Below are 25746 nucleotides of genomic sequence, written 5' to 3'. Positions count from 1 at the left end.
TTGCATCTCTCCCCCTCTACTGCCAATGGTGGCGGTACGCCACGAATGGTAAAGTGCGAGCTCAATTACGGAGGGGTCCAATGAAAGGATTTGGGACGTTTGCACTCATCGTCGGTGTCTGCTGGCTGATCTTCGCGGTGAGCATGGATGTGTCTGTGCCGACTGGCGCCGGTGGACGGGTGAACAACCTGGGCCTCATGGCGGACCGCCAGGTGCACACGATTGTCGGCGGAGTGATTGCGCTCGCAGGCCTGCTCATGGTTTTGCTGGGCGGCAAAAGCGCACCTGCTGCTGCCCAGATAGAGAAAGACACGCGACCTTGCCCTTTGTGTGCCGAGAGCATCAAGACTGCTGCGGTCAAGTGCAAGCACTGTGGCGCCGATGTTGAGCCAGTAGCCGCCCCGCGCCTTAAAAATGGATGGGTCGCATCAACTGCCTGCCGTGACGAAGAAGAACAGCAGCGAACCATTGAAGCCATTACCAGTACCGGGCTTCCGGTTGTTTCAATGATTGGCCTAGCTGTGGGTGCCGGCCCATTTGAAACGAAGGAAGAAGCCAAGCAAGCCCTGGTCACGATGCGCGACGGCCCAAGGCTGTTCAGCGAGATCATCTATAGAGACTCGGTGAGCGGAAAGTATCCCCCCATTACCGACTGACAGCCGAGAGCCACTAGAGCCCGCCAAGTGCGGGCTTTTTCATGCCCGGCAAAAAGCCCCCGCCATCTTAAATATGCATTTGTGCATGAAACTTCTCGCCACCCTATTGCCAATATATGCCAGCACCAATACTGTATGCACATACAGTTGCCGCAAGGAGCGAAGCATGATCGAGGCCCCCTACCCCACACCGAAACCGAGAAATTCCTACGAGCTCGTTGGCCGCCGCCTGCAAGGCTTGATCGCCTCTCCGCGGGTACAGCGGATTCAGTTGATCGAGGTTTCCAGGCGCGACGATGAAAGCCCTGAAGCCTGGCACCAGGTCATCCAGGATATCGGCGACACCGCCGGCATAAGGATCGAGCATCTGGATGACGGCGCCGTCAGGATCGGCTGGCGCGAGTACTGCGACTCATAAAAGAGCCCGCCGTTGAGCGGGCTTTTTATCGCCCGCATGAAAAAATATAAGCATCCTTATTGACGCATAAAATAAGTGAGCTTATATTTAACTCACCGCAGCGACACACAGCCACTGCGAAGGGCCTCACCGCCCGCCGCTCTTTGGTTTCACCCCTTGCCGGATCACCACCGGCCCAGTTTCAAAGGCAGCGATGAACCGGCCTAAACGGTTCAGAGGGTTGGCAACTGACCCGGGCGTGCAGCGTAAAGCGCCAAGAACAGTTATCCAGCGGGAGAACAAGCCGAAAGGCCCGCGGCTGGAAGAACATTTGATTCAAGCCGGTGACCGACGCCAGTAGCGGGTCACGGCGGAAAGCATCACTGAGCAGCCTTCTCGCGAGGGCTGCTTGGGATGACAACCAGGAGCAAACGAAATGCCAACGAAGCGCGGAAGCGAAATCCAGATAGGTGACGTGATCTACCTCGGCCTGGGCGCTCGCACTGGGCGGGTCACCGACTTCAGGGCGCACCCAAGGCTTGCGGAGATGCACCCAGGCCTGACGGCAAGGGTTGCGGTAACTGATCGCGGCTCGATCACGATCATCGACCAACAGCCGGTCAGCGTCCCTACTTGAAGCTTTCACTGGCAGGCCTTTGCAAGAGGGCCTGACGGGAAAACAACCGAGGGCAGCAACATGCGCACCAGACAGTACTACCTCACCCACGATTGCCCGCAATGCGGTGCGAAAGATGCCAAGGACGAATGGGGCGGCGCACGCATGTGGAGCACGTCCTGGGGACACTGCTTCAGCTGTTGCAGCGAAGAATGCGGGTTGGAATTGGCCAAAACAGTAATACCCGATCAAGAAACCAAGAAGGGCCGCAAGCGACTGAAGTCACTTTGGGAAAAATTGGCCGCACAGGCTGAGCATGGATTAACTGGAGAGCCGTACCCGGGCTACCCATGGCGGTAATCGCAAGAACAACCAGCGCCACGACAGCCTGTCGTTAACTGCCCGAGGCCCTGGTACTCCCCAGCACCAGGCTGTATCGGAGTGTGATCTGAATGCGCAGGCTGATGCGCAATAACTGACTGGCACCCATACCGACATTGCTTCCAGTCGGACAGGAGCGTGGCGATCACGGCTCAGGCTCTGATCAAGGTCAGGACAATCGAACGCCGGAGACCAGCACCGGCCAGATCACACCCCGATGCAGATGAATGCCCAGGCTGATGGGCAAGTGTAAGACCTGAGGGATCGCGGGAATCGTGGCCGGTAGAGTGAGTAAGCGCCCAGATGGCCACGGCGAGTCCAAGAATAAGCGGCTGAAACCTTCGCCCCGGTGAAACTCCGGTGTCACTAAGGCCGCGAATAGTCATGCCGGGATCAGCTCCGGTCATCTGCATCACCCAAACCAACCGGAGATCACCATGCTCCTACTGTTCCTGATCGGCGCAGCGCTCAGCCATGCGCGGCCAGAACCGCCAACTGATGGCGGCCTGCCAACCGGTCCACTGCGCTTCCATCGTGAGCGCTGGCGTTCTCGACCGGGGCTCTCGGCGTTCTGGCGCTGACGGTCCCGCCCAAAAACCTGACAACTACTGCATCCGAAAGCCCGGACGTCCAACCGGGCTTTCTTTATCCCACCTCTATTACGTCAGCACTCACCCCGCGCCCATCGGCAACCAGCGGGAGGCATGAGTGTTGACGAATACAGGTGAACCAGCGAATGGAGAGAGTCATGAGCATTCAAGACGGAGGCCCAGCCTTCCCGGTCGCGGATTACGACCACATGGTTTTTGAGCCTAAGACAGTCGCCGAAACGAAGCGTGATTTGTCTGGCATGAGCCTGCGCGACTACTTCGCGGCCAAGGCCCTGGCCGCAATGATCAGCAATACCGTTCGAAGCGTCGATCTTGGCGTCAGCTACCCCCAAAACAACGCCAACTTCGCCCTGGCGTCTTACGCCGTGGCCGACGCCATGCTCGCCGCCCGATCCGCCTAACCCCTAACACTGGAGGTCGCCATGCTCAAGCGTCGGAAGGTTGTCGGCTTTCCACAAGCCACTGGCGACCACGAAAAGCAAGGATGGTACTGCAAGCTGTCTTGCGGCCACTCAACAGTAACCAGCGGTAAGGGATGGCGAAGACCGAAGACGGCGCGCTGCCCTCTGTGCCCATAACTGGAGGTCGCCATGAGCGATTGGAATGACATCGCCAGCGCGCCGATGGATGGCACCGATGTGCTGCTCGCTTCAATCGGGCAGACGTTTGACGGCGTGCCAGTTCCGCCCCGCGTGACACTTGGTCACTACACAGTTGGCGACGAACTGCTTCGGGATGCAGGTGACTGCGGCGGTGCTTGTCGCTGCCCAGAGTACGAAGAAATCGCCCCGTTTTGGATGTCGTGGGATGGCGGATTCACCGAAGAAAACCCGCCGACTCACTGGCAGCCAATCCCCGCCCCTCCCACCGAATAACGTCACCCTGGAGGCGACCATGAACGCAGCATTGAAGATATGCCAGGAGCGTTACGACGCTCAGTTGCCTCCAGAGATCGGCGAGGTGAGCGCAGAACAGGAGTGGCTGGAACACTCAGCCGAACAGTTGGTGTGCGGCATGGACATCAAGTGGAAGCGCCGCTACGGCCAGCCGCAGGTGGTTACGTTCGACCGGTTCTGCACGGTGTTGCAGGGCCACCTGAACCAGCGCCAGATCGACGGCCTGGACCAGCGTGATTCGTTTGCCCGCCTCCTGCTGTCGGCAATGCTCGGTGGCCAGGGTGATGCCCGGTCCCATGCCGCAGACCTGCTGGGCCAGCAGCGGCCGATTGAAGCCGTCGAGAAGATCGCTGTAGCGCTGTTGAGGCCCTACGCCGAAGACGCAGTAGCTGCGGAACAGGAAGAGCGCGAAGACGATGCGGATGCCGACCTATGAGCCCGCACATCCTGATTGATGAGGCTCTGGAAGCTTTGGAGCATCCCTCCAGTGAGCCGGGCGCGCAGGTGGTCGTGCAACGAATGATCACGAACATGCTCACCGGCAACGCCGTCACCGTCGAAGAATTCAACCACTACTGCCAGCGCCTGCTGAAAATCACCAGGCGCCGCAAGGAGGCTGCATGACCACACCAATCGTGAAATCGCTGGTCGACGAGCAGCTCGACGACATCGAGCGCCGCATCGCCATCCTCGGCTTCGGCCTCCCCTTCAACGAGCTGATCGGTCGCAAACGTGAAGACCTGGTTCGGGACCTGCCACAGCGCCTGGCGCCGACAATGAAGGGCGGACGGATTGCGGTGAGGGTTCGGCCGTGACCACGCACCAACGCACCCGGCGCCTACTCATCTGGCGAGGCTCTTTCTCTGCCCTCTCCGTCTGCACCTTCCTGATGTTGCTCAGCGCCCTAGCTGATCGAATCACTCAATAAACAACACCTTCAATCGCTGCGAGCATCGCGGCAGGGAGTCACCGTGTCCGCAGTAATTAAACACGCCGAGCACATGCCGGCGATCTCCGAGGATGCGCTTGTCGAGGTACTGAGCGGGAGCTTGTACCCAGGCGCCGCGCATAACTCTGTCGTGATGGTGCTGGCGTACTGCAAGGCGGCTCAACTTGATCCGATGCTTAAGCCGGTGCACATCGTCCCGATTTACCAGAAGGGCCGCGGCATGGTCGATGTGGTGATGCCTGGTATCGGCCTGTACCGCATCCAGGCAGCGCGCACAGGTCAATACGCAGGGATCAGCGATCCCGAATACGGGCCGTCGATCACTGCGAAGCTGGCCGGTGTCGACGTAACTTACCCGGAGTGGTGCCGGGTCACCGTCAAGCGCCAAATGTCGAACGGACTTGTTGCCGAGTTCACCGCCAACGAGCGTTGGCTCGAAAACTACGCTACTGCGAGCAAGGACAGCGCTGCGCCCAACTCTATGTGGAAGCGCCGCGCATTTGCACAGCTTGCCAAATGCGCCGAAGCGCAGGCCTTGCGCAAAGCATTCCCTGAAGTCGGGTCCGCCCCTACGGCTGACGAGATGGAAGGAAAGTCGTTCGAGGAGCCCGCCAAAGACGTCTCGCCGGCGCGGCCGGCTCCACTAGAACCAGACGCCAAGCCTGCCTATCCCGACGAACTGCTGGCTGAAAACATCGAGAAGTGGCAGCCGCTGATCGACGCCGGCCGTACCAGTCCTGAGCACATTATTTCCAATGTCATCAGCAAGTACTCATTGCGCGATGACCAGATCGAAACCATCACCAACCTCAAAGCCCTCGATGGAGACGCAGCATGAAAATTCACAACGTAGCTCAAGGCTCCGCCGAGTGGCTTGCCCTCCGCGCCCAGTTCCGCACCGCCTCCGAAGCCCCAGCAATGATGGGCGCCTCGAAGTACCAAACCCGGACCGATCTGCTGGCGGCCAAGAAGACCGGCATCACGCCGGACGTCACGCCCTCTCAGCAGTTTATCTTCGACAAAGGCCACGCTACCGAAGCTTTGGCCCGCCCACTGGCTGAAGCACTGATCGGCGAAGAGCTGTATCCGATCGTTGCCACCGAGGGCAACTTGCTGGCCTCCATGGACGGCGCCACGATGCTCGGCGAGACCCTGTTCGAGCACAAGCTGTGGAATGAGTCGGTCGTGGCCCAGGTGATAGCCGGCGACCTGGCTCCGCACTACTACTGGCAGCTTGAACAGCAACTGCTGGTGAGCGGCGCTGAGCGGGTCATCTTTGTTTGCTCGGACGGTACGCCGGAGAACTTCGTGCACATGGAGTACCGGGCTGTCGCCGGGCGCGCGGCCCAGTTGATCGAAGGCTGGAAACAGTTTGAGGCAGACCTGGCCAACTTCGAGATGGCCGACGCACCTTCAATCGTCGTCGGCAAGGCACCTGATGAGCTGCCAGCCCTGCGCATCGAGCTGACCGGCATGGTCACAGCCAGCAACCTGAGGGTGTTTGAAGATTCGGCCCTGGCCGTCATCGACTCGGTGAAAACCACGCTCTCCACCGACCAAGACTTCGCCGACGCCAAGAAGGCGGTCAAATGGTGCGGAGATGTTGAAGAGGCTGTCGCCGTCGCCAAGAAGCAGGCCCTGTCGCAGACCCAAAGCATCGACGAGCTGTTTTCATCGCTGGATCGCATCAGCGCTCATGCCCGCGAGACGCGCCTGAAAGTCGACAAGCTGGTGAAGGCCCAGGAGCTGCTGGTGAAGACCAACATCAAGCAAAAAGCCGAGCTGGCGCTGGCGGATCATATCGCCGCCATCAACAAGACGCTGGGTAAAGTCACGCTGCCTCATATCGTTTCGGACTTCGCCGGCGCCATGAAGAGCAAGCGGACCATCGCCAGTCTCCAGGACGCAGTAGATACCGAACTGGCCCGGGCGAAGATCGATGCAAGCCAGGCAGCCGACGGCATCCGCTTGAACCTGACCAGTCTGGCAGAGCTCGCCGTTGATCATGCCTTCCTGTTCAGCGACGTGCAGCAGCTGGTGACCAAGGCCAACGATGACCTGGTAACGCTGATCAAATTCCGCATCTCCGAACACCAGCAGGCGGAGCAGGCAAAGGCCGACGCGAAGCGCATCGCCGAGCAGGAAGCCCAGCGACTGGCAGCCATCAAGCCTGAGCCAGTCGTGGAGAAAGCGGCGACACCCGAGCCAGTCCGCGCCACGCCAGCTCAGACAGCGGCACCCGTCGCCCAGGCTACAAAGCCAGTAAAGAGCCACGTGGTCGAGCAGGTAGAGCTGCAGGCCAGCGTGACGGACTTCGAGGCACTGATCAAAGCGGTGGCATATGGTCAGGCGCCGGTCACTCTGCTTTTGGTCAACTGGGAAGCGCTCGACGCGATGGTCGCAGCGCAGGGTGCAAACTTCAGCATGGCCGGGGTGACACTCGGCAAGGCGGCAGCATGATCAGCAACCTCAGATCTGATATCGAGTTTCGGCGCGAGAAAGCGCTGGAACTTTCCAGCCAGGTACATCAGCACCTGGCTGCCGGCGGTAAATACAGCATCGGCGATAGCCCGGCGATCAATCCGGAGCCGGCCAAGCGCTCGGAAATTATCGACCCAGCGACCATTCTCAAGCGCCGCAAGCCGCCCATCACCCGGGCCGAGCGTGAAGCGCTGCGCAAACTCGCGGAGGCATTATGAGCAAGCGCAAACCGCATAACCTGCAGGCGCGCATTGCCCGGTCGTGCCGCTCGCTGCTGGCAACCAATCACGTCGCAGTGGTCAACATAGACCCCAGCGGCCGCCAGGGCATGATCAACTACAAGTCGCTGAAGAACATCGCACCAGGGAAGATTGGCCAGGCCGTCTGCGGTATACCGCACCGGTGGACGATCTACCTCAGCGCCCTCTGCATCGACGCCCGCGGCGACCGCTACAGCAAGTCAGTGGAGGTGGCGCCCGATGGCGTTTACCTCTCCGACCATCTGGAAGACGTAATCGAGCATTGCTACAAGAACCTGCGCGACGAGGCGAATCAAAGTCAGATGGTGGCTTCGGGCTGGATTGCCATTCCCGAATCGATGTCGCTGGACGAGGCGCACGCCGCGCGGATCTTCGAAGCGGTCGGCGCCTGGCACCAGGTGAAGGTCGATTCATGCGCCGCATAGCCCGCACCCAGCAACGCAAACGTCAAACCTGGCTCGCACTGCCGGCCAGCGGAATAGAAGAGGTAGGCCATGGCTGTGACCCAGGAAGAACGAACAGCCAGGCTTGCCGAGAAGCGGCAGGAACTGGGCGAGCAGGAGTTGCGGCACACGGCCCCGTACGGCACCCGGCAGATGCTCGACGAGCTGATGCTCTGGCATGAAATCAAAGAGGTCAGTGAGGCGGTGCAACTGCTGGTGCTAAATGGCCGTCCCGAGGATCTACCGCCGGCACCGCCGAAGGTTAAAGGTCCGACGGACATCATCCGTCACTACTTCCGCCAGGGCATGCGTGACCGGCTGGCAGCGCTCACGGCCGAACTGGGTGAGACGAGGGATCGGGCGACGATCTGGCGACTGATCGCTCATGCCCACTCGCTGGGTGCCGTTAAGTCCGCCCCGCTATTCAAAATTAAGCGCCACGATTACGAGATATCCGAAACCGTGGCGCGCAAATTACGGCAAGCAGGCTTTGCCGAATCACTGCAGATGAACGCCGAAGACGACGGCGACGAATAACCCACCCTACTCGCTGCATCCGGTAACCGGAGGGCCCATATATAGGCGGTAATGACCTCAGCTTCTGATAGGCATGTCATCGGCTAAGAATTTGGCAGCGTTCTTTAAGCGGGTCACTGCATCTTCGAGGCTGCTCCAGTCGACAGTGACCTGATCCATCTGGGCATAGGCGAATGGCTCTTGCCTTGTAATGTTCAACCGCGCAGCACTGGGTATTTCAGCCACATTTTCCCAGGCGAACACGATAGAAATATCGAATCCGCCGTACTGATAAATAACGTTCCTAGGATCCTGCAAGTCAAATTCGACATCACTCACGCGCTATTTCCTTGATCTGACTGTAAATCGGTCACCCGTGATAACCCAACCAAACCTAAATAGCCACCACCGGTAACAGAGGGCGGCGCCTACCCAATATCGCGATCAACCCAATGCTTGGCAAGCCAGGCTGGAATCAACAGCGTTCGCGATGCATCCAACTTTGAGCTGGCATCTGGTGAGCGTTCGATTTCAGCGCCGAAGTAAGCAATCCAGCTTCCGTCAGGCTGCAACACTAACTCCGTCAAGTACGTGCCGACTTCAGCCACGGTCAGTCCACTTTGCTCGGCTAGCAGCTTATTAGAAGGTTTTCTGTCCACTCTTTCCTCCTTGATCCGGCTCCATGCCGGTCTCCCGTAATACTCCAACCCAAACCAAATTGCCACCACCGGTCACGGAGGGCGGCGCCTGACTGGATAAATGTTCGCCGATGCCTATCTAGTCTTACCGACATCTCTCTTAATGTCAGTCCACGCATCTTCCAGCTCAATTCTAAGAAGTGACTTCAAATTATTAATATTATCAATTACAGGCTGACTGTCATCTCCCAGTTTCATCGCGAAAAGCATTTGCGCAGTTACTTCATCTAAATCTCTAATTTTTGTTGCGTCCTCGTCATCCCTTGTTAGAAGCAACTCAAACTTCAGCCCTAACGAATTTACTTGCCTGTAAGCCTGAAAATGTTCTCCTGAATTATAAAACTCCGGATCCATTTCAGTTTTTACGGCCATGTCCAGCATAGCCATCAGATATTCTGACCCGCACGCTCGGAGCTCGCTCATCCATTGATTTCTAAAGCTACTGAGGTTCGCTTTAATCTGATTTTTTTGCACTCTTACCGTGAGCCAAGCAACAATTATTGCTACCACTACACCAGCAATTGAAGGTGAAACGGTTGCCCAATCGGTATCTGACTGAGTGAATACATAAATTGGCTGCTCTTTTGATCCAAATTGAGTTTTAACCTTAAGATCATCGGTTAAACGATGGCCGCTAAAACTTAGCCCCTGCGCGTTTAGCTCGAACTTATCAAATACTTCCATCACGCCTCCTTTTTGGCGAAGGATACAACATATGGCCATCACCTACGGCTCGATCTGCTCCGGCATTGAGGCGGCAACGCTTGCGTGGAAGCCACTCGGCATGCGCGCCACTTGGTTCGCCGAGACCGAAGCTTTCCCCAGCGCGGTGCTGGCCCATCACTACCCTGTCGTGCCAAACCATGGCGACATGACCAAGCTGGCCGCCCTGGTGCTGGCTGGAAAGATCCCGGCGCCGGACGTACTGGTCGGCGGCACGCCATGCCAGGCCTTCTCGGTGGCTGGTATGCGCGAAGGCCTCACCGACCCGCGCGGCGCCCTCACTATTAAATACGTGGAGCTTGCAGATGCAGTTGACTATGTTCGAGCCGTCAACGGAAAACCCGCCAGCGTCATCGTCTGGGAAAACGTCCCCGGCGTCCTCAGCGACAAAGGGAACGCCTTCGGATGCTTTCTTGGCGCGCTTGCTGGGGAAGACTGCGAGCTGCAGCCTCCAGGGAAAAAATGGCAGGACGCTGGTTGTGTGTATGGACCCAAAAGAACAATCGCGTGGCGGGTCCTGGACGCCCAATATTTCGGCCTGGCCCAACGACGCCGTCGTGTGTTCGTTGTCGCAAGTGCTCGAGGCGGGTTCGATCCCACCGAGGTACTTTTTGAGCGAGAAGGCGTGCGCCGGGATACTGCGCCGCGCCGAGGCCAGGGGCAGGACGTTACCGGAACAGCTCCTTTCGGCCCTGCGCTCCAGTGCGGAGAAGGATGCGAGTATGTCTTCCCTGAGCAGTTAGGCGCCTATGGCTGCCCGAGCTGCGAAGGCGACTTCGGGCCAGCGGTATCAATATTCGGCGGCATCCCAGCCTTCGGGGCCGGCCGCATGTCCGGCTCTATCGAGAAGGCAGGCACCCTCACCCATCACGAAGGCCGCAACGATCTGGACAGCGAGACGTTCTTCATTCAACCCGATGTGATCGGGGCACTGACAAGCCACGCCTACAGCGGAGGTGCAGGAGGAAGGCCTGAGGGTGCAGCGGCTGGGCACTTCTTGGCGGTAGCCGGTGCGCTACGCAGCACAGATGGCGGCGCCGATGTCGACCACGCACAGGCAGGGCATTTGATCGCAGGTACACTCAATGCCAACGGCAAGGCGGCTGGCAGCGCGACCAGCCAGGATGCCGAGTCTGGCCTTCTTGTGGTGCATGGCACGCAAGACCCGGGCGTCAGCGACAAAGTTGCCTTTGCCCTGGGCAGGAACAACGGACAGGAAAACGCAGTACTGGCTTTCTCCTGCAAGGATCACGGAGCTGACGCGGGAGAGATTGCCCCAACGTTGCGCGCTATGAATCATTCGGAAAGCCACGCCAACGCCGGCGGCCAGGTGGCCGTCTGTATCACTGGCGACATCACCCATACGCTGAAGGCCGAAGGGTTCGACGGCAGCGAGGACGGCACCGGGCGCGGTCAGCCAATCGTTCCCGCTTACTCCACCAAGCTACATCACACGGCAGCTTCCGGCGCTGGAAAGTGGCACGAGGAATACACCGCCTCTCTGGACGCCTGCAGCCCGCCGCCAGCGCTACTCGCGCCCACCCAGGTTCGGCGACTGTTTCCAGTCGAGTGCGAACGCCTCCAAGGCATGGCCGACGACTACACGCTGATCCCCTGGCGCGGCAAGCCTGCAAGCGAATGCCCAGACGGCCCCCGCTACAAGGCGATCGGTAACAGCAAGGCCGTCACCGTGGTTCGATGGATTGGCCGGCGACTATTGCGTCAATTGGCGAGCTGATCAGCAGGCGCCAGGCGGTATGCCGTCTTTGTTGAAGTCCTTCAGGCGCTCCCGCTCTTCCTCGGTGGAATGCGCCGGGGTTTCTTGCTCGGGCTCTTTCTTCTTTTCTTCACTCATCGCTATGTCCTCTGGGTGGTAGCTGTTTCGGCACCTGGCGGAATCGGCAGTTCAAATCAATCCACTCCACCGCCCGGGCATGGCCCGGCAAGGACACCAACGTCTAAGGAAGCGCGCAATTCCCTACTGGAGACCGCTTAGACGTAAACAAGCCGGGTGACAATATTCGAATCGATTATTGGGGTGATGTAACTATCTTGTTGATCGGCTATCCATCGTCGTGCCAGGTAGATATCGAACACCCAAGAATGCTGCTTAAGAAGCTCGATTGCTGTGCTGGTAATCTTGTAGCGTCCACAGGCTGAGCACGGATACTCCTCGATGTCCGGCAGTTCGATTGGCGCAACGTTATTTCCGCATATGTAGCAGCTCATAATTACCCTCCCCCGGTAATCACTGAACTCTAACTGCTCTGTTACTCCCTTCCAATACCGCGCATGGATTGGCAAGGGTTCCTAATGAAACTAATTTACCTCAGCGCGCCAAGACCGGCCTGGGGGACCTCAACATTCCGGCATTCGCCAAAATGACCGACAGCCCGGCAGCGCGCGACGTGACATTGCAGCCCCGATGGACTGGACCATTCAAAGGGCGCCCGCACGATCCTCCCGATCTCCGAACGCCTCGGAATGACGTTTGTGAATGCCCATGACCGAGTAACGGCCGCTACTGAACCGGCGGCGTCACATTGTCTAAAAGGCTTTCGGGGGAGTTAAGAAAGGAGTTCCATGCCTCAAAGGCATGATGGTGACGCAGAGTAGCAGCGTCCCAAATGGCCCCTGCGACCTCCTTCGATGAAACCAGCATCATCATTGTGCTAGTAGCGGCATCAAGCTCAATAAGGAGATGGTGTGATTTGAATCTGAAGTCATCGATTCCGCTCATCAGTTCGCCTTGCGACAGGTCTAGCCGGAAACTCCGTGTTGTACCCGTCTAACTGAGGACTAAGCGTTAGTGATAAACGTTCCATGTCGTCGACCAGCTACCGTTTCGATTGCTTGGATCCCGCTCTGGGGAGCTTCTCGGCCTTGCGGATAGAAATTGACCGCAGAGCGTTTGGGGCATTAAGTCTCGCTATATCGAGCCCCCTAGCCAGAGCTGCTGTCATTGTCTCCCCGGGTATTGACTCAGGGGCCTCCTCAAAAAGCATCTTTTCATCCACCCCGTAAACGCCAATAAACAACTCGGTTCTTCCGAGAAGCGACATTCGCACCTGGACGTTCAGCAAGGTGCCGTCTGCCTGCCGCTCATCTACGGATCGAGTATGAAGAGCAGGGTCCGCCCAGTCCCAGAAAACCTTGCCTCTGTTTCTCATCTGTATCGCTCTGATATTTAGGCGGCGATTATGCGGCTTGAACGAATCTGAACGAAATACCGAGCAAGAAATATTTATTCACCCTCCTCCTTCAACTTCAGCCGCTATAGCGGCAAGGACGAAGTCATGCCTGAAGAAATCAAGTTGATCCAGCCAGCCCCGGTCGTGCGCGATGAGTACGGCATGTTCGCTCACCCCGATATGCCCGACTTCGACGAGGGCGACGGTGATAAGTGCAAGGCCTGGATCGCTGAACGGGGCTTGCAGGTGAAGATGGTGTCGCTCGAATACCACAGCGACGAAGCGGTCTCTGAGCGCTATTTCGAAGCCGGCGACCCGGATTGCAGTTACTGGGAGCCGGACCGGCCTGATGGCGAAGGCTGGTTCTGCCTGGCAATTCACGACACTGACGACGGCCCAGTCTGCTGGTGGGCGCGCCGGGAGGTGACGCCGTGAGCCAGATCAAAGAACGCCCCATCCTGTTCTCGGCGCCGATGGTGCGCGCCATCCTGGAAGGCCGGAAGACGGTCACGCGCCGGGCAATCAAAGTTCAGCCACATATCGATGCCAGTGGAAATTTCTGCGTAGGCAGCTCCAACTACGGCCAGGACGGTTACGGCAAACCTGTTACCAAGCACTTCGTCAACGGCTGCTGCCCCTTTGGCAAGCCCGGCGACCGGCTGTGGGTGCGCGAGACGTTCGCTTTTGCGGATAAGTCCGGCTCCCACGGCGCTGCACCTGATGACCACTGGCGCCCGGCCCGGCCAGGAATGGAGCCGGAAATTTATCGGTGTTGGTATCGCGCGTCGGATGGGCACACCGCCGACGGCTTCTGGAAACCATCCATCCACATGCCGCGCTGGGCCAGCCGCATCCTGCTGGAGATCTCCGACGTGCGCGTCGAGCGGTTGCAGGACATCAGCCGCGCCGATATCCGGGCGGAAGGCCTGCAATGTCCGCCAGAGCTGGCAAGCGATGACGTTTCACCGAATTACCGAGACTGGTACCCGGCGGCCTGGCGGGAGTTGTGGGAGTCCACTGGTGGCGACTGGGACTCCAACCCGTGGGTCTGGGTGGTCGAGTTCAAGCGGGTGACGCCATAATCGCCACCCTCTGGTTCGCCTACGTCTTCATCTACGCGTGACTGGGCGAGGATGTGACCGATGGACCAAGGCGTTGAGTTACTAGCCCAGAGGAAGGGAGTTGTTTAACTCGCAGCTAACTACTTCGATCCATCGAATCACTGCCCACGGCTCAAAGGGCGCGCTCAAATGACTTGATAGAGCGCCAGTCGGATTAGCATTTCAACAGTACATACCTGAAATACATGCGCGACATGTCAGGTCTAGCACAACAATCGATCCCATGCCGGATCGATTCAAACATGCCTTCCGGTGAACTACATCAAGGTAGCTGACTGTCGACCCATCGCTCAGCAGCAGCGATGGCCTCATCGAGCGCGGCTGGGTAGTCCGGCCAGGGCCCGGTCAGTTCAGCGGCAACCTCGCCCAACCCATCAATTGACGCTGGCTCGATGATCTTGGCGGCAACCGGTGCATCGTCGTTCGGACGTTGCCAGTTGAACTTGAGAAACATCGTGTGACCCCGATACGCATGGGCAATTGGAACATCGAGGCAGTGTGACACGCGCCCTCCTGAAGACCTGATGAGTTGAACAAACTTGTACACCCTTACCTGCGCCGCAGGAATCCAGGCACAACGCCATTACTCCATTCCCCTACATGACTGCCAGTGAGCGGTAGCCTCACTTTCTGCCGCCATGCGCGGCAAGGACATTCAATGGACACCATCGACATTGCGCGGCCATATGTGGTCGGCGGGAGGTAACTATGCAAGCAGAGATCCTGTCGGACGAAGAGCTCGCCGACCTTACAGGCTACAAACACCGGGCCCATCAGCGGAAGTGGCTGAAGGACCGCAATTGGGTATTCATCGAAAGCCGCGGTGGCCGCCCCCTGGTAGGTCGAATGTTTGCCCGCATGAAGCTGGGCATGGTCAATGCGACGCTCTCCGATCAAAACCCTCCGCCGGCAAGACCGGCCTGGACGCCTGATTTTTCAAGAGTGAACTGATATGCGCCCCCGCAAGACAGAGAACAGGGACTTGCCGCCAGGGATGGTTCGGCGCAAGCGCCCACGCAAAAATGGGACAGTATGGGTGGGTTACTACTACCGGGACGCCAACGGAAAAGAACTGTCGCTTGGAGGCGATCTCGACAAGGCCAGGCTTAAGTGGGCAGAACTTGAAGCAAAGGCAAAGCCGGCTGATCTGAAACTCATGAGGGGGATTTTTGACAGGTATGAGCGGGATATTATCCCGAAGAAGGCGCAACGCACTCAGAAAGACAACAAGGCTGAATTAAAGCATTTGCGCAAGGGCTTTGAAGGCGCGCCTATCGACGCGATAACCCCGTCTATGGTTGCGCAATATCGCGATGCAAGGACGGCAAAGACGCGGGCCAATCGAGAGATTGCTCTGCTGTCCCATGTATTCAACATGGCTCGAGAGTGGGGTTTCACTGAGCGGGAAAATCCCTGTGCAGGCGTGCGCAAAAACAAGGAGAAGGTTCGCGATTACTACGCCAATGACATGGTTTGGGCGGCGGTTTACGGAGAGGCCCCGCAGGAGCTGAAGGATGCGATGGACCTGGCTTATCTGACCGGCCAACGCCCGGCTGACGTTATCGCGATGAAGAAGGGAGACGTGGAGGGAGATTTCTTAACGGTCCAACAAGGCAAGACCAGCAAGCGATTAAGGATTCAGATGCAGACTGACGGCGTGAAAAACAGCCTAGGTCTGCTTATCGACAACATCACCGCCAGGAACAAGCATCACATCTCACAGCACTTCGTGCTCAGCAAGACGGGGATGCGAGTTTCGCAGCAGATGTTACGTAACAGGTGGGATGATGCCCGCGAAAAGGCAGTAACTCTTGCGGCAAACGAGGGCCGTGACGGCGACGCTGAAAAGATTCGGCAATTCCAGTTTAAGGACATCCGCCCAAAAGCCGCGTCAGAGATTACAGATATCGCCGATGCAAGTTTGCTCCTCGGCCACTCAGAACAGGAGATAACCAAGCGTGTCTATCGACGCATCGGGGCAGTCGCCCAGCCTTCCAAATGAAATAGTTTCGGAACTCCACCCCCTAAAGTTTCGGAACTCCTGCACTTTCTCGAGAGCAATAAAAAACCCCGTAGACGTTAATCTGCGGGGTTTTCAAGAGTGGAGGCCGAGGTCGGAATCGAACCGGCGTAGGCGGATTTGCAATCCGCTGCATAACCATTTTGCTACTCGGCCTCAAACGATCAATGTCCCAACTGCTGACACTCACCGCATAAAAACTTGAGTGGGCTGTATAACCCTGCCTCTACTCTAACTCATTGAATACATTGAAGTTTTTAATGCTTCGTTGCGTTCGATGGGCGCCATTATGTACGTATTTACGTATGCGTGCAACCCCTTGATTTCAAAAATATTTCGTATTGGCATCAAGGGGTTGCGCGCCGGCCCTACTCCTTGATGCGCAGTTGTTGGTACTGCGGGTCGGCCTTGATTTGGGCTTCGGTGAAGGGCAATGGGCTGAGTTTTTTCTGGGAGAACGCTTGGGTCTGGTCCTTGGAATGCGCGGAAGCCGGGTTAGTGGACTCGGAGAATGCGAGGACGCCCTGGGCATGCGGGCCTTGGTCGTCGAAGGTGACGATTTGCAGGTAGCTGGTGCCACTGACCACTTCGCGCTTGCCGTCGGCGCGGGGCACGGTTTGCATGGCGTTGTAGATCCCAAGTGCCTGCGGGCCGCCATGGATCGGGGTTTGGCCGGAAACCTGGAGGTCGCCCCATTTACTGTTGGCGTTCAGGCCGAGTTTGGCGACGTCGGCCGTCGAAGCCAACATGGCGTCGCGCAGGGCTTTGGCGACATCCGCGCGGTCGATGGCCAGGCCGCGTGGGGTGGTGAGGGGCTGGGCCGGGTCGAAGGCGACACGCCAGGCGTCGGGGATCTGCTGCAAGTGCTCCACCAGGTTGATGAAGTGCACCAGGCCAATGCCGCTGTCGAGGTTGGCGCGCTGGTCCCAGTGTTTCAGGCTGCTGCACAGCGGTTGCAGGGTTGCGGCGTCGGCACCGAGGTGTTTGGCGCAGAACTGCAGTAGGTCGGGCAGGACTTGGCCGGCCAGGTACACCTCGTTGTCCATCACCATGTTTTGCAGGTCGGTGACGCTGATCGGTTTTGTCAACGATTGCAGGCGCTGCAGGGCGAAACGCGCGCGCGGGCCGAGGCCGATGTGGTCTTGGCTGATCACCGGGGAGAACCCGGTGAGCGGCGCTTCGGGGTTGGCCAGCCACGCCGAGTCGTTGGAGTGCTGGACGTAGTCGGTGCGTTGCAGTTGCGGCAACTGGTCAGCCGCGAAGATGCCGGGCTGGGCGGCGCGCGGGTCGATGTCCCAGGCACAGGCACTGCGGGCGCCGTCGAGCATGATCAGTTGCAGGCCGGCACGCGGGTCGCTGCACTGCGCCAGTTTGGTCGCACTGACGTTGGGCACCACCGACTGGTTCATGTACAGGCTCTGGCCCTGGTCATCGGCGGCCAGGGTGTTGACCCACGGGATGCCTTGCAGGGTGTGCACCGAGGTCTTCAGCTCTTCGAGGCTGGAGGCGCGGTTCATCGCGTACCACTGTTGCAGCACGCGGTCGTTGCCCAGGTTGGCGTCACGCAGGCTGAAGGCGAAATGGCTGTCCCAGTCGAGTTTGCCCGGCCATTGCACCACCGGACCGAATTGCGAGCTGTACACCGTGCGCGACTGGTCCTTGAGGCTGCCATCCGCCTGTTTGACCTGCACGGTCAGCGTGGTTTTATCCAACGGCACCGATTTGCCGTCGAGCAAGTAGCGCGTGGGATCCTTGGGGTCCAGGGTCAGGCGATAGAGCGTGAAGTGCTTGGACGTATCCACCGTGTGGGTCCACGCCACATGCGTGTTAAAGCCGATATTGATCACCGGCAGGCCCGGCAACGCAGCGCCCATCACATCCAACTGACCGGGGATGCTCAGGTGCATCTGATAAAAACGCATGCCCCCCACCCAAGGGAAATGCGGATTGGCCAGCAGCATGCCGCGCCCATTGAACGAGCGATCACGCCCCACCGCCACCGCATTGCTGCCGCGATCAAAGGCGAAGCGCTGCTGGTTGGCGGCGGCAAGCTCAAAAGCCTTGGTGTTGGTTTCCACACTCGCGGTCGTTTGAGGCGGCGTCGCGCCGACCAGGGCTTCGGCGAATTGCCCTACGCCACCTTCTACCAAAAGCCGACGGGTCAATTTGACCAAATCCGCCGCCACCAGTGGTCGCACCCAGGCCGCCTGGCATTGTGCGGGAGCGCCCTGCTCTTTCAGGTAACGATTGTAGCCGGCCACGTAACCTTCGATACGCTGTTGGATCTGCGGGCTCTGCGCTTTCCAGAATGCGGAGACCGATTCCGGCGTATTGAGCCACGTGAAAAACACATCACTGGCCAGGTTATTGCGCTCTTCCAGGGTCGCCTGCTCAGGGCCGAAATACTTCGCGCGCTGGCCATTCACCGTGACCACTTCGTTGGCGAGCAGGCAAAGGTTGTCCTGGGCGTAGGCGTAGCCGATGCCAAAGCCCAGGCCACGCTCATCATTGGCGCGTATATGCGGTACGCCGTAACTGGTACGACGGATGTCCGCCGACGCTTGCGTTACGTGTTCCCGCGCCGAGGCGGCCAGGCTCAACCCCAGCAACACCCCAACCACACACCCCCTGGACAACCCATTGGAAATAATCACGCAGACTCCACCGTCAGATTTAACCGCCTCACAAGGGGCAATAACCCCACCGTAAGAACGCAAACCACCGGGAATAATTTAGCGCGTGGGCACGTTAATTCAGGACGGCGCAGTTGTGACAAAACCGATACCGACAAAATTTCTACATCCGGCACTTCATGATTTTGCACGCTCGTTCGTCTTAATAAGTAAGAGCGCTCATTTTTTCCTGATCAGGCTCTGATAAGGAGTTTTTGCATGTACAACCCGCAAGTGCCCACGGATGGACATTCATCGGCTGCCGAGGCCAATTTTGGCAACGGCACACAAGCGTTCGGTAAAGCGCCCGAACAACAAGGCAACCAGCGTATTCGCCATCTGCTCAAGTGTTTTGGCTTGCGCACCAGCCTGATCCGGCTGAAGGTCATCGACGCCCTGCTCACCGCTGCCGACAACCAGCGTACCCTCGGCGTGCGCGGTGTGCACAGCCATTTGCTGGAGCTGGGCATTCCGCTGTCGTTTCTGAGCGTGCGCGAAGTGCTCAAGCGCCTGTGCAGCGAGGGCGTGATCACCCTCAATGCGGATAAAAGCTACAGCCTCCATGAAGAGGCTGCCAAGGTGCTCGACGGTCGCGCCTGAGGGGCGACCTGTTGCTTAGAGCTTGACCTTGCGGCGCATGATGCCGTTGATCACCACCACGACCACTGCGACAGCGATGGCGATAGTCTGGAATGTCTTCTCACTGATAACCCCGGTGTTCTGCAAGTAGGACAGGCCAAACATCGTCGCCAGTACGGCCAGGGCAATCAGAATCGAATATTTCAAACGCTGCTTTTGTGTCATGACGGGTTCCTGAACATGAAGAATGTAGCCACTGTGAATCGCCGAACCTGCCCGCCACATCAGCACGAGCCTGTCAGACAGGCGCTCATGTTACAGGCGATGAAAAACTTTGGCTCGGCCAATCAGCCGGCATGCACCCAACGCCGGTGCAACCAGCGCGCAAACGCATCCAGGGCAAAGCCCAACAGCCCGATCAGCAGCACCATCGCCATCAGCTCCGAATAGGCCAGGCGATCACGGGTGTCGAGGATGTAATACCCCAGCCCGGCGCTGACCCCGAGCATCTCGCACGGCACCAACACGATCCACACGATACCAATGGCCAGGCGCACACCCGTCAGCACATGCCCGACGACACCGGGAATGATCACCCGGCGCAAGGTTTCCCAGCGGGTCGCACTCAAGCTACTGCTCAACTGCAACCAGCGCGGGTCCAATTGGCGTACCCCTGCGGCGGTGTTGAGCATGATCGGCCACACGGCGGCAAACGCCAGCAGGAAATAGATCGGCAGGTCCCCTACCCCCATCAGCATCACCACGATGGGCATCCACGACAACGGCGAGATCATGCGCAGGAACTGGAAAGACGGCGTGGTCGCCGCCTCCAGGCTGCGCGAACTGCCGACGAGCAAGCCCAACGGAACGCCGATCAACAAGGCCAGGAACAGCCCGACAACAATGCGCTTTAGGCTCACCGCGATGTGCAGGTACAGCTCACCGCGCCCGAGCAATTCCCACAGGCTGCCGAAGGTGGCCCCCAGGGAAAAGCGTGCCGACAAACCCTCGGCATCGCCAAACACCTTCACCCCCAGCCACCACAGCAGCAGCAACCCCGCCAGACCACTCAACCCGAGCAACCAGCCCGGGATTTCACGGTTTTTCAAACGCCGATCTCCTCATGTCGCGCATAGCCGTCCGGCAAGCCAAAGGTCTGCATGCCGCCCACGGCCTCGATAGCGTTGCGCACAAAACGGTCATCCACCAAGTCCTTGGCGACGAACACCGGATCAAGGTCGGCAAGGAATTTCTTGTCACCCTCGATCAGGGTGTCCTTCAGGCGGCGCACCAGTTCCTCGGTGTAGCTCGGGAAGGGATAAGGCTGGAAGTCGATGCGGTGCTCATCCCAGTTCCCATGCTGGATCGCACCGTCGGCCAGGTAGGCAGCACGGTCAGCGGCGGCAGGCGCCAGCACCTTGCTCAACACCGGCTCGGCATGCGGGGTGTAGCGGTTCGGGCCATCCTTGGACAACAGCTTCACCGCCTCTTCACGGTTGTCGCGGGTCCAGACCTGCGCCTTGACGATGGCATTCACCACCTTTTGCGACCACTCCGGGCGGTTGGCCAGGTCGTGCTCGTGCATGAACACCACGCAGCACGCATGGTTGCGCCACACGTCGCCGGTAAAGCGCTGCACCCGGCCGACCTTGAGGTTTTCCGCCAGGGCATTGAACGGCTCAGCGACGATGTAGCCGTCGATGCGCTTGCTGGCCAGGGCCGGTGGCATGTCCGACGGAGGCAGCACGATCAGGTTGACCTCATTGGCCGCAATCGCGCTGCCCGCCGCTCGCGCGACTGGGGTCAGGCCGTTGTCGCGGAACAGTTGCTGCACCACCACGTTATGGATCGAATACCAGAACGGAATGGCCACCGATTTGCCGCCCAGTTGCTTCACATCAGTAATGCTCGGCGCCACGGTCAAGCCCGATCCGCCCACATGGTTCCAGGCCACCACTTTGGCCGGCACCTTGCTGCCATACCGCGCCCATACGGTCATCGGTGACAACAGGTGAATCACGTTGACCTGGCCCGAGATAAAAGCCTCGATCACCTGCGCCCAACTGCGCAGCAGCACCGGGCGCTCGGCCTTGATGCCTTCGGCTTCGAACAGGCCATTGTTGTGCGCCACCAGCAGCGGCGTGGCGTCGGTGATCGGCAGGTAGCCGATGCGTACCGGTGCATCCGGCTCGCTGGCGGCGCGGGCTTGCAGGCTGCTCAACAGCGGTAAGGCGCCGGCGGCACTCAGCACCGCCGAGAGTTTGAGAAAGTCGCGGCGCGAGTGGGTCAGGTCATCCAGGCACATGGGCAGGCTCCAGCAGGTCAAGGGGGTTGGGTTGAGGGCGGCTCGCCTGCCGTAGGGTTTTAAGAATGTCGATGCGCAACGCGCCGATGGCTTCGACCTGTTCCTCCCGTGGTTGCGGCAGGTCGATCAGCCACTCGCCCAACGTCCGCGCCGGGCGGTTACCCAGTAGCAGGATGCGGTCGGACAGCAACAGCGCTTCATCAATGTCATGGGTGATCAACACCGCTGCCGAACCCTGCTCGCGGTTGACCTTGAGCAGCAGATGCTGCATGTCGGCGCGGGTCACTTCGTCCAGGGCGCCGAAAGGTTCATCCAGCAATAGCACCTGGGGTTGGCGCGCCAGGCAACGGGCCAGCGCCGTACGCTGGGCCATGCCGCCGGAAAGCTGCGCCGGGAAGTGCTGGCGCGCATGTTCCAGGCCGACGGCGGCGATGGCGTGATCAACGCGGCGGCGACGTTCGGGGTGGCTCAATTGCGGCTGCCGAGCGAAGTCGAGGCCGAAGGCGACGTTTTTTTCCAGGCTCAGCCAGGGCAACAGGCTGGGGTCCTGGAAGGCCACGGCCACGCGCGGATGGGGGCCGTTCAATGGTGCGCCCAACACCCGCACGCTGCCGCCCTGCGGGGCCTGCAGACCGGCAAGCACCCGTAACAGACTGGACTTGCCAACACCGCTGGGGCCAAGGATCGACACCACTTCACCGGGTTGCAAGTGCAGGTCAAAGCCCTGCAGCACCGGGCCGCTGGCATACCCCAGGCAAATCCCCTGGGCGCTCAGGACGGCACTGTTCATAGGTTGCCCTGGCGCTGCAACTCGGTGCGCAATTGCACCAGGCTTGGGGTCACGATCGGCACAAACGCTGACTCGCGCCAACGTCGCGCGAAACCACTGCCGTGGGCCGTGAGGTAGGCCTTGCCGCCGCTGGCTTGCAATTCCAGTTGCACAGCGCTGGCGGCTGTCTCGGCCAGGGCGATGCGCAGCTTGAACAACGGCACCGGCTCGGCCGCAAACCGCCCGGCCAGCAGGCCGTTCTTGAGGTCGGTGACCAGGTGATCCAGGGTCACGCGCAAGGTTTCCAGTTCTTCGCGCAACACCGTGCGGGTCGCGCCCAGATGGTTGGCCACCTCCGCCAATGAGCGGCGGGCCAAGCCAATGGACAGGCCACACTGCAAGCCCAGGAACGCCGGGCGCACCGCCGGCAGGAACTTGCGCGCATCCTCATGCAGCAGCCAATCGCGGCTCAACGCCACGCCTTCCAAGCCGAGGGCGGCAGTATTGCTGGACTGCAAGCCGAGCAGTTCCAGGTCACTGGAGCGCTGCAGCCCGGCCACCGAATCGGGGATGGCCAGGATAAACGGCGCGCCACCCGCAGCATGTTCAATGGCAGCGGCGGCGACAAAGCCGCTCTTGCGCAGGTTGGTCACCCAGTGCAGGCGGCCGTTGAGGGTCCAGCCGTCGTCGGTGGGTTCGGCGCTGATCTGCAGGGTCTCGATGCCCGACAAAAACTTCATTGCATTGGACAAGCCCGTCGCACCCGCCAACCGGCCACTAAGCAAGTCCGGCAGCAGCCGCTCGCGCAGTTTCGCATTGGGGCTTTGCAGCAGGTATTCGATGAACGATCGCTGGCCCCAGCACACGAATGCCGCCGCCAGGGAATGGCTGGCGACATTGGCGATGGCCTCCACCGCGCCCGCCACATCACCGCCCAGGCCACCCAGTTGAGACGGCACGCCGATGCGCAATACGTTGGCCTCTGCCAGCCGTGGCAGCACTTCCTGTGGGTCGCAACTGCCCACATCCAAGGCCTGCGCCTGGATGTCGAGCCAACGGCTCAAGATGGGGTCAAGCATTCAAGTCTCTCCTTGTGCAGCGGGTGGGCCAGGTTCAGCGTGCGGGTTTTTCCCAGCGGTATTGCGCCAGTTCCGGGTTCAACGGGGTACGGGCAAACACGTTAGCGAAGTTGCACAGGGTTGCCAGGCTGACGCCCAAAATGACTTCCAGGGCCTGGCCGTCGGAGTAACCGGCAGCGCGGAAGGCATCAAAGCCTGCATCGCTGACATCGCCACGGGTGGCAATCACTTCGCGGGTGAAGGCGGCGAGTGTTTCATAGCGGGCATTGGGCAGTTCGCCGCGTTGGCGCAGGGCGTCGATGACCTCTTCCGGCAACTTGGCTTTGTTGCGCGCCACGGCGGTGTGGCCGGCCACACAGAAATCGCAGCCATGGGTGGTGGCGGCAATCAGCTGCACCACCTCGCGATCGGCCAGGCTCAGCTCGGCCTTGGCGTTGAGGCCTGACACGGTGATGTAGGTTTCCAGCGCCGCCGGGGCGTTAGCCAATACCGCCAGCAGGTTGGGGATGAAGCCCGAGCCTTTCAGCGCGTTTTCGAGGAAGGGCTTGGCCGCTTCCGGCGCGGTTTCGGGGGTGAGCAACGGGACACGGGACATGGAGTGGACTCCTGATGGGTTCGTGTACCCAGTCTGTTGGTTATAAAAAATCGCCTCAATAGTCTAAAGTAGCGATTACTTGCTCTTGAGTCTTTCCATTAGATGAATTCGTCCAGTGCACTTGTCGATTGGTTATTAGACAGCCTCGAACTCGACACCAGCCTGTTCCATGTCGGCCGTTACTGCGGCGATTGGCATGCGAGCACCCACGGCCTGGCGAGCGCCAGTTTTCACTTGGTGGTGCAAGGCCAATGCTGGCTGCACATCGAGGGCGACAGCACGCCCCATCAGCTGGAAAACGGCGATGCCCTGTTCCTGTTGCGGGACCTGGCCTATCGTCTGTCCGGCGAACCGACTGCAGCGGGCGCCCAGGAATGCCCCCGCGTGCCGATGGTGCCCCTGGACCGCGCAGCCGACGACGGCGTTGGCCTGGTGTGTGGGTTCTTTCATTTCCAGTCCGGCTTGTCCGCGATGATCGTCGACACCCTGCCCGCCTGGATCATTCTGCGCGCAGGCGACCCCTCACTGACCGCCGCACGCAACCTGTTCGAACTGATCCTGCAAGAGTGCGAACGCGTGCCCGCGCCCTCTTCTGCCTTGCTCGAACGGCTTTGCCATCTGCTGTTTCTGTACGTGCTGCGCCAACAGGTGCTGGATAACACCGAACTCGGCGGCCTGGCTGCACTGGGCCGGCAGCCAGCGTTTGCCCACCTGCTGGAGCAATTGATCGCCCACCCGGCCGATGCCTGGACCCTGGAGAGCATGGCCGCGTGCACCGGGCTGTCGCGCTCGGCGTTTTTCAAGCGTTTCAATGAACTGTGCGGGCAGTCGCCGGGGCAGGTGCTGTTGATGATGCGCATGCGCCATGCCTGCCAGCTGTTCAAGCAGGATCAGACGGTGGCGGATGTGTCATTGGCGGTGGGTTATCAGTCGGTGGCGGCGTTTACCCGAGCGTTTCACAAAGTGACCGGGCAGCAGCCTGGGGCGTATCGCAGGACGCAGGTGCAGAATTGAGTCGCTAAGCTGGAAGATTCGCCGACTGCGGTCATAAGAAGCTTGCAGATTAACACCCGCAACGGGAATGACAGCGTCACCATCAGCCCTGATGTGAATAACCCAGCCACGATTGATGGTGGTGACGGGAACGATGCCCTGACCGCTGGCGGTGGCAAAACCCGCCTACTGGGTGGTGCTGGCAACGACACCCTTCGCCTCGGCAGCAACACTGGCTACGCGCAAGGCAATGACGGCGACGACATCCTCATCGGAGGCTCCGGCAAGGCAGTCATGTATGGCAACAATGGCAATGATCAGCTGTATGCCGGCGCCGGCCCCGTGAGCAAGCAAAGCTACTTGGATGGCGGAAGTGGCGACGACCGCCTCTATGCTGGCAACGGACATACAATTCTCCATGGCGGCAAGGGCAACGACCAATTGGTAGGGTATGACCGAACGACTTTTTATACCGGCAAAGGCAAAGACCAGATCATCAACAATAGGCGTGGCGATCAGATATACGCAAAAGCGGGTGATGCCTACGACTCCTCCCAAGGCTCCGCATTTACCAAGGTGAAGACCAGCAACGCCGGTGATGCAGGCTTTAAAGTCGTTGGTCGCCCTGAGTTCAAGCAGCGTGTCGCCGATGATTTCGAGTTCTTGCGCAGTTCGCCTACCGGGCAAAAGATGCTTGAGGACATGGACAGGGAAGCTGCAAACGCTGGCGGGAAAGTCACCGTCCGAGAAGAACGCGAACGCGGCAACGGCTACCTTTCCTGAACACCCTGCTAA

At 59.5% G+C, this 25746-nt stretch carries 34 protein-coding genes and 1 tRNA gene; 22 read left to right on the top strand and 13 right to left on the bottom strand.

From position 1 onward, the window contains the following. Window positions 1-80: 80 nt before the first annotated feature. The 14 genes from AC0IYN_RS24940 (at window position 81) to AC0IYN_RS24875 (ending at window position 8227) form a co-directional block, all read left to right on the top strand. Complete coding sequence (locus tag AC0IYN_RS24940) at window positions 81-656, top strand: hypothetical protein (protein WP_192096405.1); 576 nt, start codon at window positions 81-83, stop codon at window positions 654-656. A 166-nt stretch (window positions 657-822) separates the two neighbouring features. Continuing rightward, window positions 823-1074: a DUF1654 domain-containing protein gene (locus AC0IYN_RS24935; protein WP_192096403.1), complete on the top strand. Its 252-nt coding sequence runs from the start codon at window positions 823-825 to the stop codon at window positions 1072-1074. A 415-nt stretch (window positions 1075-1489) separates the two neighbouring features. Continuing rightward, on the top strand, window positions 1490-1690 hold the full coding sequence (locus tag AC0IYN_RS24930) for a hypothetical protein (protein ID WP_471843762.1): 201 nt from the start codon (window positions 1490-1492) through the stop codon (window positions 1688-1690). A 797-nt stretch (window positions 1691-2487) separates the two neighbouring features. Next, on the top strand, window positions 2488-2631 hold the full coding sequence (locus tag AC0IYN_RS24925; RefSeq protein WP_471843760.1) for a hypothetical protein: 144 nt from the start codon (window positions 2488-2490) through the stop codon (window positions 2629-2631). Between the two features lie 167 nt (window positions 2632-2798). Then, the gene (locus tag AC0IYN_RS24920) at window positions 2799-3062 is read left to right on the top strand and encodes a hypothetical protein (RefSeq protein WP_471843758.1); all 264 of its coding nucleotides are present in this window, start codon (window positions 2799-2801) and stop codon (window positions 3060-3062) included. 189 nt (window positions 3063-3251) lie between these two features. Continuing rightward, entirely contained in the window at window positions 3252-3536 is a 285-nt protein-coding gene (locus AC0IYN_RS24915) for a hypothetical protein (protein ID WP_471843756.1), read from the top strand. Between the two features lie 19 nt (window positions 3537-3555). Beyond that, complete coding sequence (locus AC0IYN_RS24910) at window positions 3556-3993, top strand: hypothetical protein (RefSeq protein ID WP_471843754.1); 438 nt, start codon at window positions 3556-3558, stop codon at window positions 3991-3993. Beyond that, a complete protein-coding gene (locus AC0IYN_RS24905) occupies window positions 3990-4181 on the top strand; it encodes a hypothetical protein (RefSeq protein ID WP_471843752.1) in 192 nt (63 codons plus the stop codon). The genes AC0IYN_RS24910 and AC0IYN_RS24905 overlap by 4 nt, the downstream gene beginning before the upstream one ends. Continuing rightward, window positions 4178-4372, top strand: a complete 195-nt coding sequence (locus tag AC0IYN_RS24900) for a hypothetical protein (RefSeq protein ID WP_463886903.1) — start codon at window positions 4178-4180, stop codon at window positions 4370-4372. The genes AC0IYN_RS24905 and AC0IYN_RS24900 overlap by 4 nt, the downstream gene beginning before the upstream one ends. Window positions 4373-4558: 186 nt before the next feature. Further along, entirely contained in the window at window positions 4559-5344 is a 786-nt protein-coding gene (bet, locus tag AC0IYN_RS24895; protein WP_471844820.1) for a phage recombination protein Bet, read from the top strand. Further along, complete coding sequence (locus AC0IYN_RS24890; RefSeq protein WP_471843750.1) at window positions 5341-6966, top strand: YqaJ viral recombinase family protein; 1626 nt, start codon at window positions 5341-5343, stop codon at window positions 6964-6966. Before bet ends, AC0IYN_RS24890 begins: the two co-directional genes overlap by 4 nt. Continuing rightward, window positions 6963-7205 (top strand): hypothetical protein, encoded by a 243-nt coding sequence (locus AC0IYN_RS24885; RefSeq protein ID WP_471843748.1) that lies wholly within the window; start codon window positions 6963-6965, stop codon window positions 7203-7205. Before AC0IYN_RS24890 ends, AC0IYN_RS24885 begins: the two co-directional genes overlap by 4 nt. After that, the gene (locus tag AC0IYN_RS24880; protein WP_471843746.1) at window positions 7202-7672 is read left to right on the top strand and encodes a hypothetical protein; all 471 of its coding nucleotides are present in this window, start codon (window positions 7202-7204) and stop codon (window positions 7670-7672) included. The genes AC0IYN_RS24885 and AC0IYN_RS24880 overlap by 4 nt, the downstream gene beginning before the upstream one ends. A gap of 69 nt (window positions 7673-7741) precedes the next feature. Further along, window positions 7742-8227 (top strand): hypothetical protein, encoded by a 486-nt coding sequence (locus AC0IYN_RS24875; protein WP_471843744.1) that lies wholly within the window; start codon window positions 7742-7744, stop codon window positions 8225-8227. A gap of 57 nt (window positions 8228-8284) precedes the next feature. On the opposite strand, the gene AC0IYN_RS24870 is transcribed toward AC0IYN_RS24875, so the two are convergent. The 3 genes from AC0IYN_RS24870 to AC0IYN_RS24860 all read right to left on the bottom strand — a co-directional run bounded on the left by AC0IYN_RS24870 (window position 8285) and on the right by AC0IYN_RS24860 (window position 9588). Next, window positions 8285-8545: a hypothetical protein gene (locus AC0IYN_RS24870; protein WP_471843742.1), complete on the bottom strand. Its 261-nt coding sequence runs from the start codon at window positions 8543-8545 to the stop codon at window positions 8285-8287. 89 nt (window positions 8546-8634) lie between these two features. Continuing rightward, window positions 8635-8865, bottom strand: a complete 231-nt coding sequence (locus AC0IYN_RS24865) for a hypothetical protein (RefSeq protein WP_471843740.1) — start codon at window positions 8863-8865, stop codon at window positions 8635-8637. A gap of 114 nt (window positions 8866-8979) precedes the next feature. Further along, window positions 8980-9588 carry a hypothetical protein gene (locus tag AC0IYN_RS24860; RefSeq protein ID WP_471843738.1) on the bottom strand — a complete coding sequence of 203 codons (609 nt, stop codon included), beginning with the start codon at window positions 9586-9588 and terminating at the stop codon, window positions 8980-8982. Window positions 9589-9619: 31 nt separating this feature from the next. Between AC0IYN_RS24860 and AC0IYN_RS24855 the strand changes: the two genes are divergently transcribed. Further along, window positions 9620-11365 (top strand): DNA cytosine methyltransferase, encoded by a 1746-nt coding sequence (locus AC0IYN_RS24855; RefSeq protein WP_471843736.1) that lies wholly within the window; start codon window positions 9620-9622, stop codon window positions 11363-11365. A 783-nt stretch (window positions 11366-12148) separates the two neighbouring features. On the opposite strand, the gene AC0IYN_RS24850 is transcribed toward AC0IYN_RS24855, so the two are convergent. After that, entirely contained in the window at window positions 12149-12367 is a 219-nt protein-coding gene (locus AC0IYN_RS24850; protein WP_471843734.1) for a hypothetical protein, read from the bottom strand. Window positions 12368-12923: 556 nt separating this feature from the next. On the opposite strand from AC0IYN_RS24850, the gene AC0IYN_RS24845 reads away from it, so the two are divergent. Beyond that, the gene (locus AC0IYN_RS24845; RefSeq protein ID WP_471843732.1) at window positions 12924-13253 is read left to right on the top strand and encodes a hypothetical protein; all 330 of its coding nucleotides are present in this window, start codon (window positions 12924-12926) and stop codon (window positions 13251-13253) included. After that, entirely contained in the window at window positions 13250-13900 is a 651-nt protein-coding gene (locus tag AC0IYN_RS24840) for an ASCH domain-containing protein (protein ID WP_471843730.1), read from the top strand. The genes AC0IYN_RS24845 and AC0IYN_RS24840 overlap by 4 nt, the downstream gene beginning before the upstream one ends. A gap of 301 nt (window positions 13901-14201) precedes the next feature. Here AC0IYN_RS24840 and AC0IYN_RS24835 read toward each other — a convergent pair whose 3' ends face one another. Then, window positions 14202-14393: a hypothetical protein gene (locus tag AC0IYN_RS24835; RefSeq protein ID WP_471843728.1), complete on the bottom strand. Its 192-nt coding sequence runs from the start codon at window positions 14391-14393 to the stop codon at window positions 14202-14204. A 254-nt stretch (window positions 14394-14647) separates the two neighbouring features. Between AC0IYN_RS24835 and AC0IYN_RS24830 the strand changes: the two genes are divergently transcribed. Both AC0IYN_RS24830 and AC0IYN_RS24825 read left to right on the top strand, forming a co-directional pair. Continuing rightward, window positions 14648-14890 carry a DUF4224 domain-containing protein gene (locus tag AC0IYN_RS24830; RefSeq protein WP_471843725.1) on the top strand — a complete coding sequence of 81 codons (243 nt, stop codon included), beginning with the start codon at window positions 14648-14650 and terminating at the stop codon, window positions 14888-14890. Window position 14891: 1 nt separating this feature from the next. Beyond that, on the top strand, window positions 14892-15941 hold the full coding sequence (locus AC0IYN_RS24825; RefSeq protein WP_471843722.1) for a phage integrase: 1050 nt from the start codon (window positions 14892-14894) through the stop codon (window positions 15939-15941). Between the two features lie 100 nt (window positions 15942-16041). Here AC0IYN_RS24825 and AC0IYN_RS24820 read toward each other — a convergent pair. Together AC0IYN_RS24820 and pvdQ are read right to left on the bottom strand one after the other, a co-directional pair. Next, window positions 16042-16115 (bottom strand) — tRNA-Cys (locus AC0IYN_RS24820). Window positions 16116-16327: 212 nt separating this feature from the next. Beyond that, window positions 16328-18613 (bottom strand): bifunctional acylase PvdQ, encoded by a 2286-nt coding sequence (pvdQ, locus tag AC0IYN_RS24815; RefSeq protein ID WP_471843719.1) that lies wholly within the window; start codon window positions 18611-18613, stop codon window positions 16328-16330. Window positions 18614-18850: 237 nt separating this feature from the next. Between pvdQ and AC0IYN_RS24810 the strand changes: the two genes are divergently transcribed. Continuing rightward, window positions 18851-19231, top strand: coding sequence for a fe2+ zn2+ uptake regulation protein (locus tag AC0IYN_RS24810; protein ID WP_406597007.1), 381 nt, complete (start codon window positions 18851-18853; stop codon window positions 19229-19231). A gap of 15 nt (window positions 19232-19246) precedes the next feature. Here the strand turns inward: AC0IYN_RS24810 and AC0IYN_RS24805 are convergent, their stop codons facing one another. From AC0IYN_RS24805 to AC0IYN_RS24780, 6 genes are all read right to left on the bottom strand, one after another. Then, a complete protein-coding gene (locus AC0IYN_RS24805) occupies window positions 19247-19435 on the bottom strand; it encodes a hypothetical protein (RefSeq protein ID WP_010210250.1) in 189 nt (62 codons plus the stop codon). A gap of 122 nt (window positions 19436-19557) precedes the next feature. Continuing rightward, window positions 19558-20304, bottom strand: coding sequence for an ABC transporter permease (locus AC0IYN_RS24800; RefSeq protein ID WP_457247610.1), 747 nt, complete (start codon window positions 20302-20304; stop codon window positions 19558-19560). A gap of 11 nt (window positions 20305-20315) precedes the next feature. Beyond that, window positions 20316-21515, bottom strand: coding sequence for an ABC transporter substrate-binding protein (locus AC0IYN_RS24795; RefSeq protein ID WP_471843716.1), 1200 nt, complete (start codon window positions 21513-21515; stop codon window positions 20316-20318). Continuing rightward, window positions 21502-22305: an ABC transporter ATP-binding protein gene (locus AC0IYN_RS24790; RefSeq protein WP_471843714.1), complete on the bottom strand. Its 804-nt coding sequence runs from the start codon at window positions 22303-22305 to the stop codon at window positions 21502-21504. The genes AC0IYN_RS24795 and AC0IYN_RS24790 overlap by 14 nt, the downstream gene beginning before the upstream one ends. Continuing rightward, window positions 22302-23363 carry an acyl-CoA dehydrogenase family protein gene (locus AC0IYN_RS24785; protein WP_471843712.1) on the bottom strand — a complete coding sequence of 354 codons (1062 nt, stop codon included), beginning with the start codon at window positions 23361-23363 and terminating at the stop codon, window positions 22302-22304. Before AC0IYN_RS24785 ends, AC0IYN_RS24790 begins: the two co-directional genes overlap by 4 nt. Before the next feature lie 34 nt (window positions 23364-23397). Then, complete coding sequence (locus tag AC0IYN_RS24780; protein WP_078048611.1) at window positions 23398-23958, bottom strand: carboxymuconolactone decarboxylase family protein; 561 nt, start codon at window positions 23956-23958, stop codon at window positions 23398-23400. A 102-nt stretch (window positions 23959-24060) separates the two neighbouring features. Here AC0IYN_RS24780 and AC0IYN_RS24775 point away from each other — a divergent pair, with 102 nt between their 5' ends. Next, window positions 24061-24972, top strand: coding sequence for an AraC family transcriptional regulator (locus AC0IYN_RS24775; protein WP_457247539.1), 912 nt, complete (start codon window positions 24061-24063; stop codon window positions 24970-24972). A 42-nt stretch (window positions 24973-25014) separates the two neighbouring features. Beyond that, a complete protein-coding gene (locus tag AC0IYN_RS24770) occupies window positions 25015-25734 on the top strand; it encodes a calcium-binding protein (protein ID WP_457247538.1) in 720 nt (239 codons plus the stop codon). Window positions 25735-25746: the final 12 nt, after the last annotated feature.

The sequence above is a fragment of the Pseudomonas sp. AC112 genome (assembly GCF_979253545.1).
Note: the sequence above shows the minus strand (reverse complement) of the source record. Positions and strands in the feature narration are given on the sequence as shown.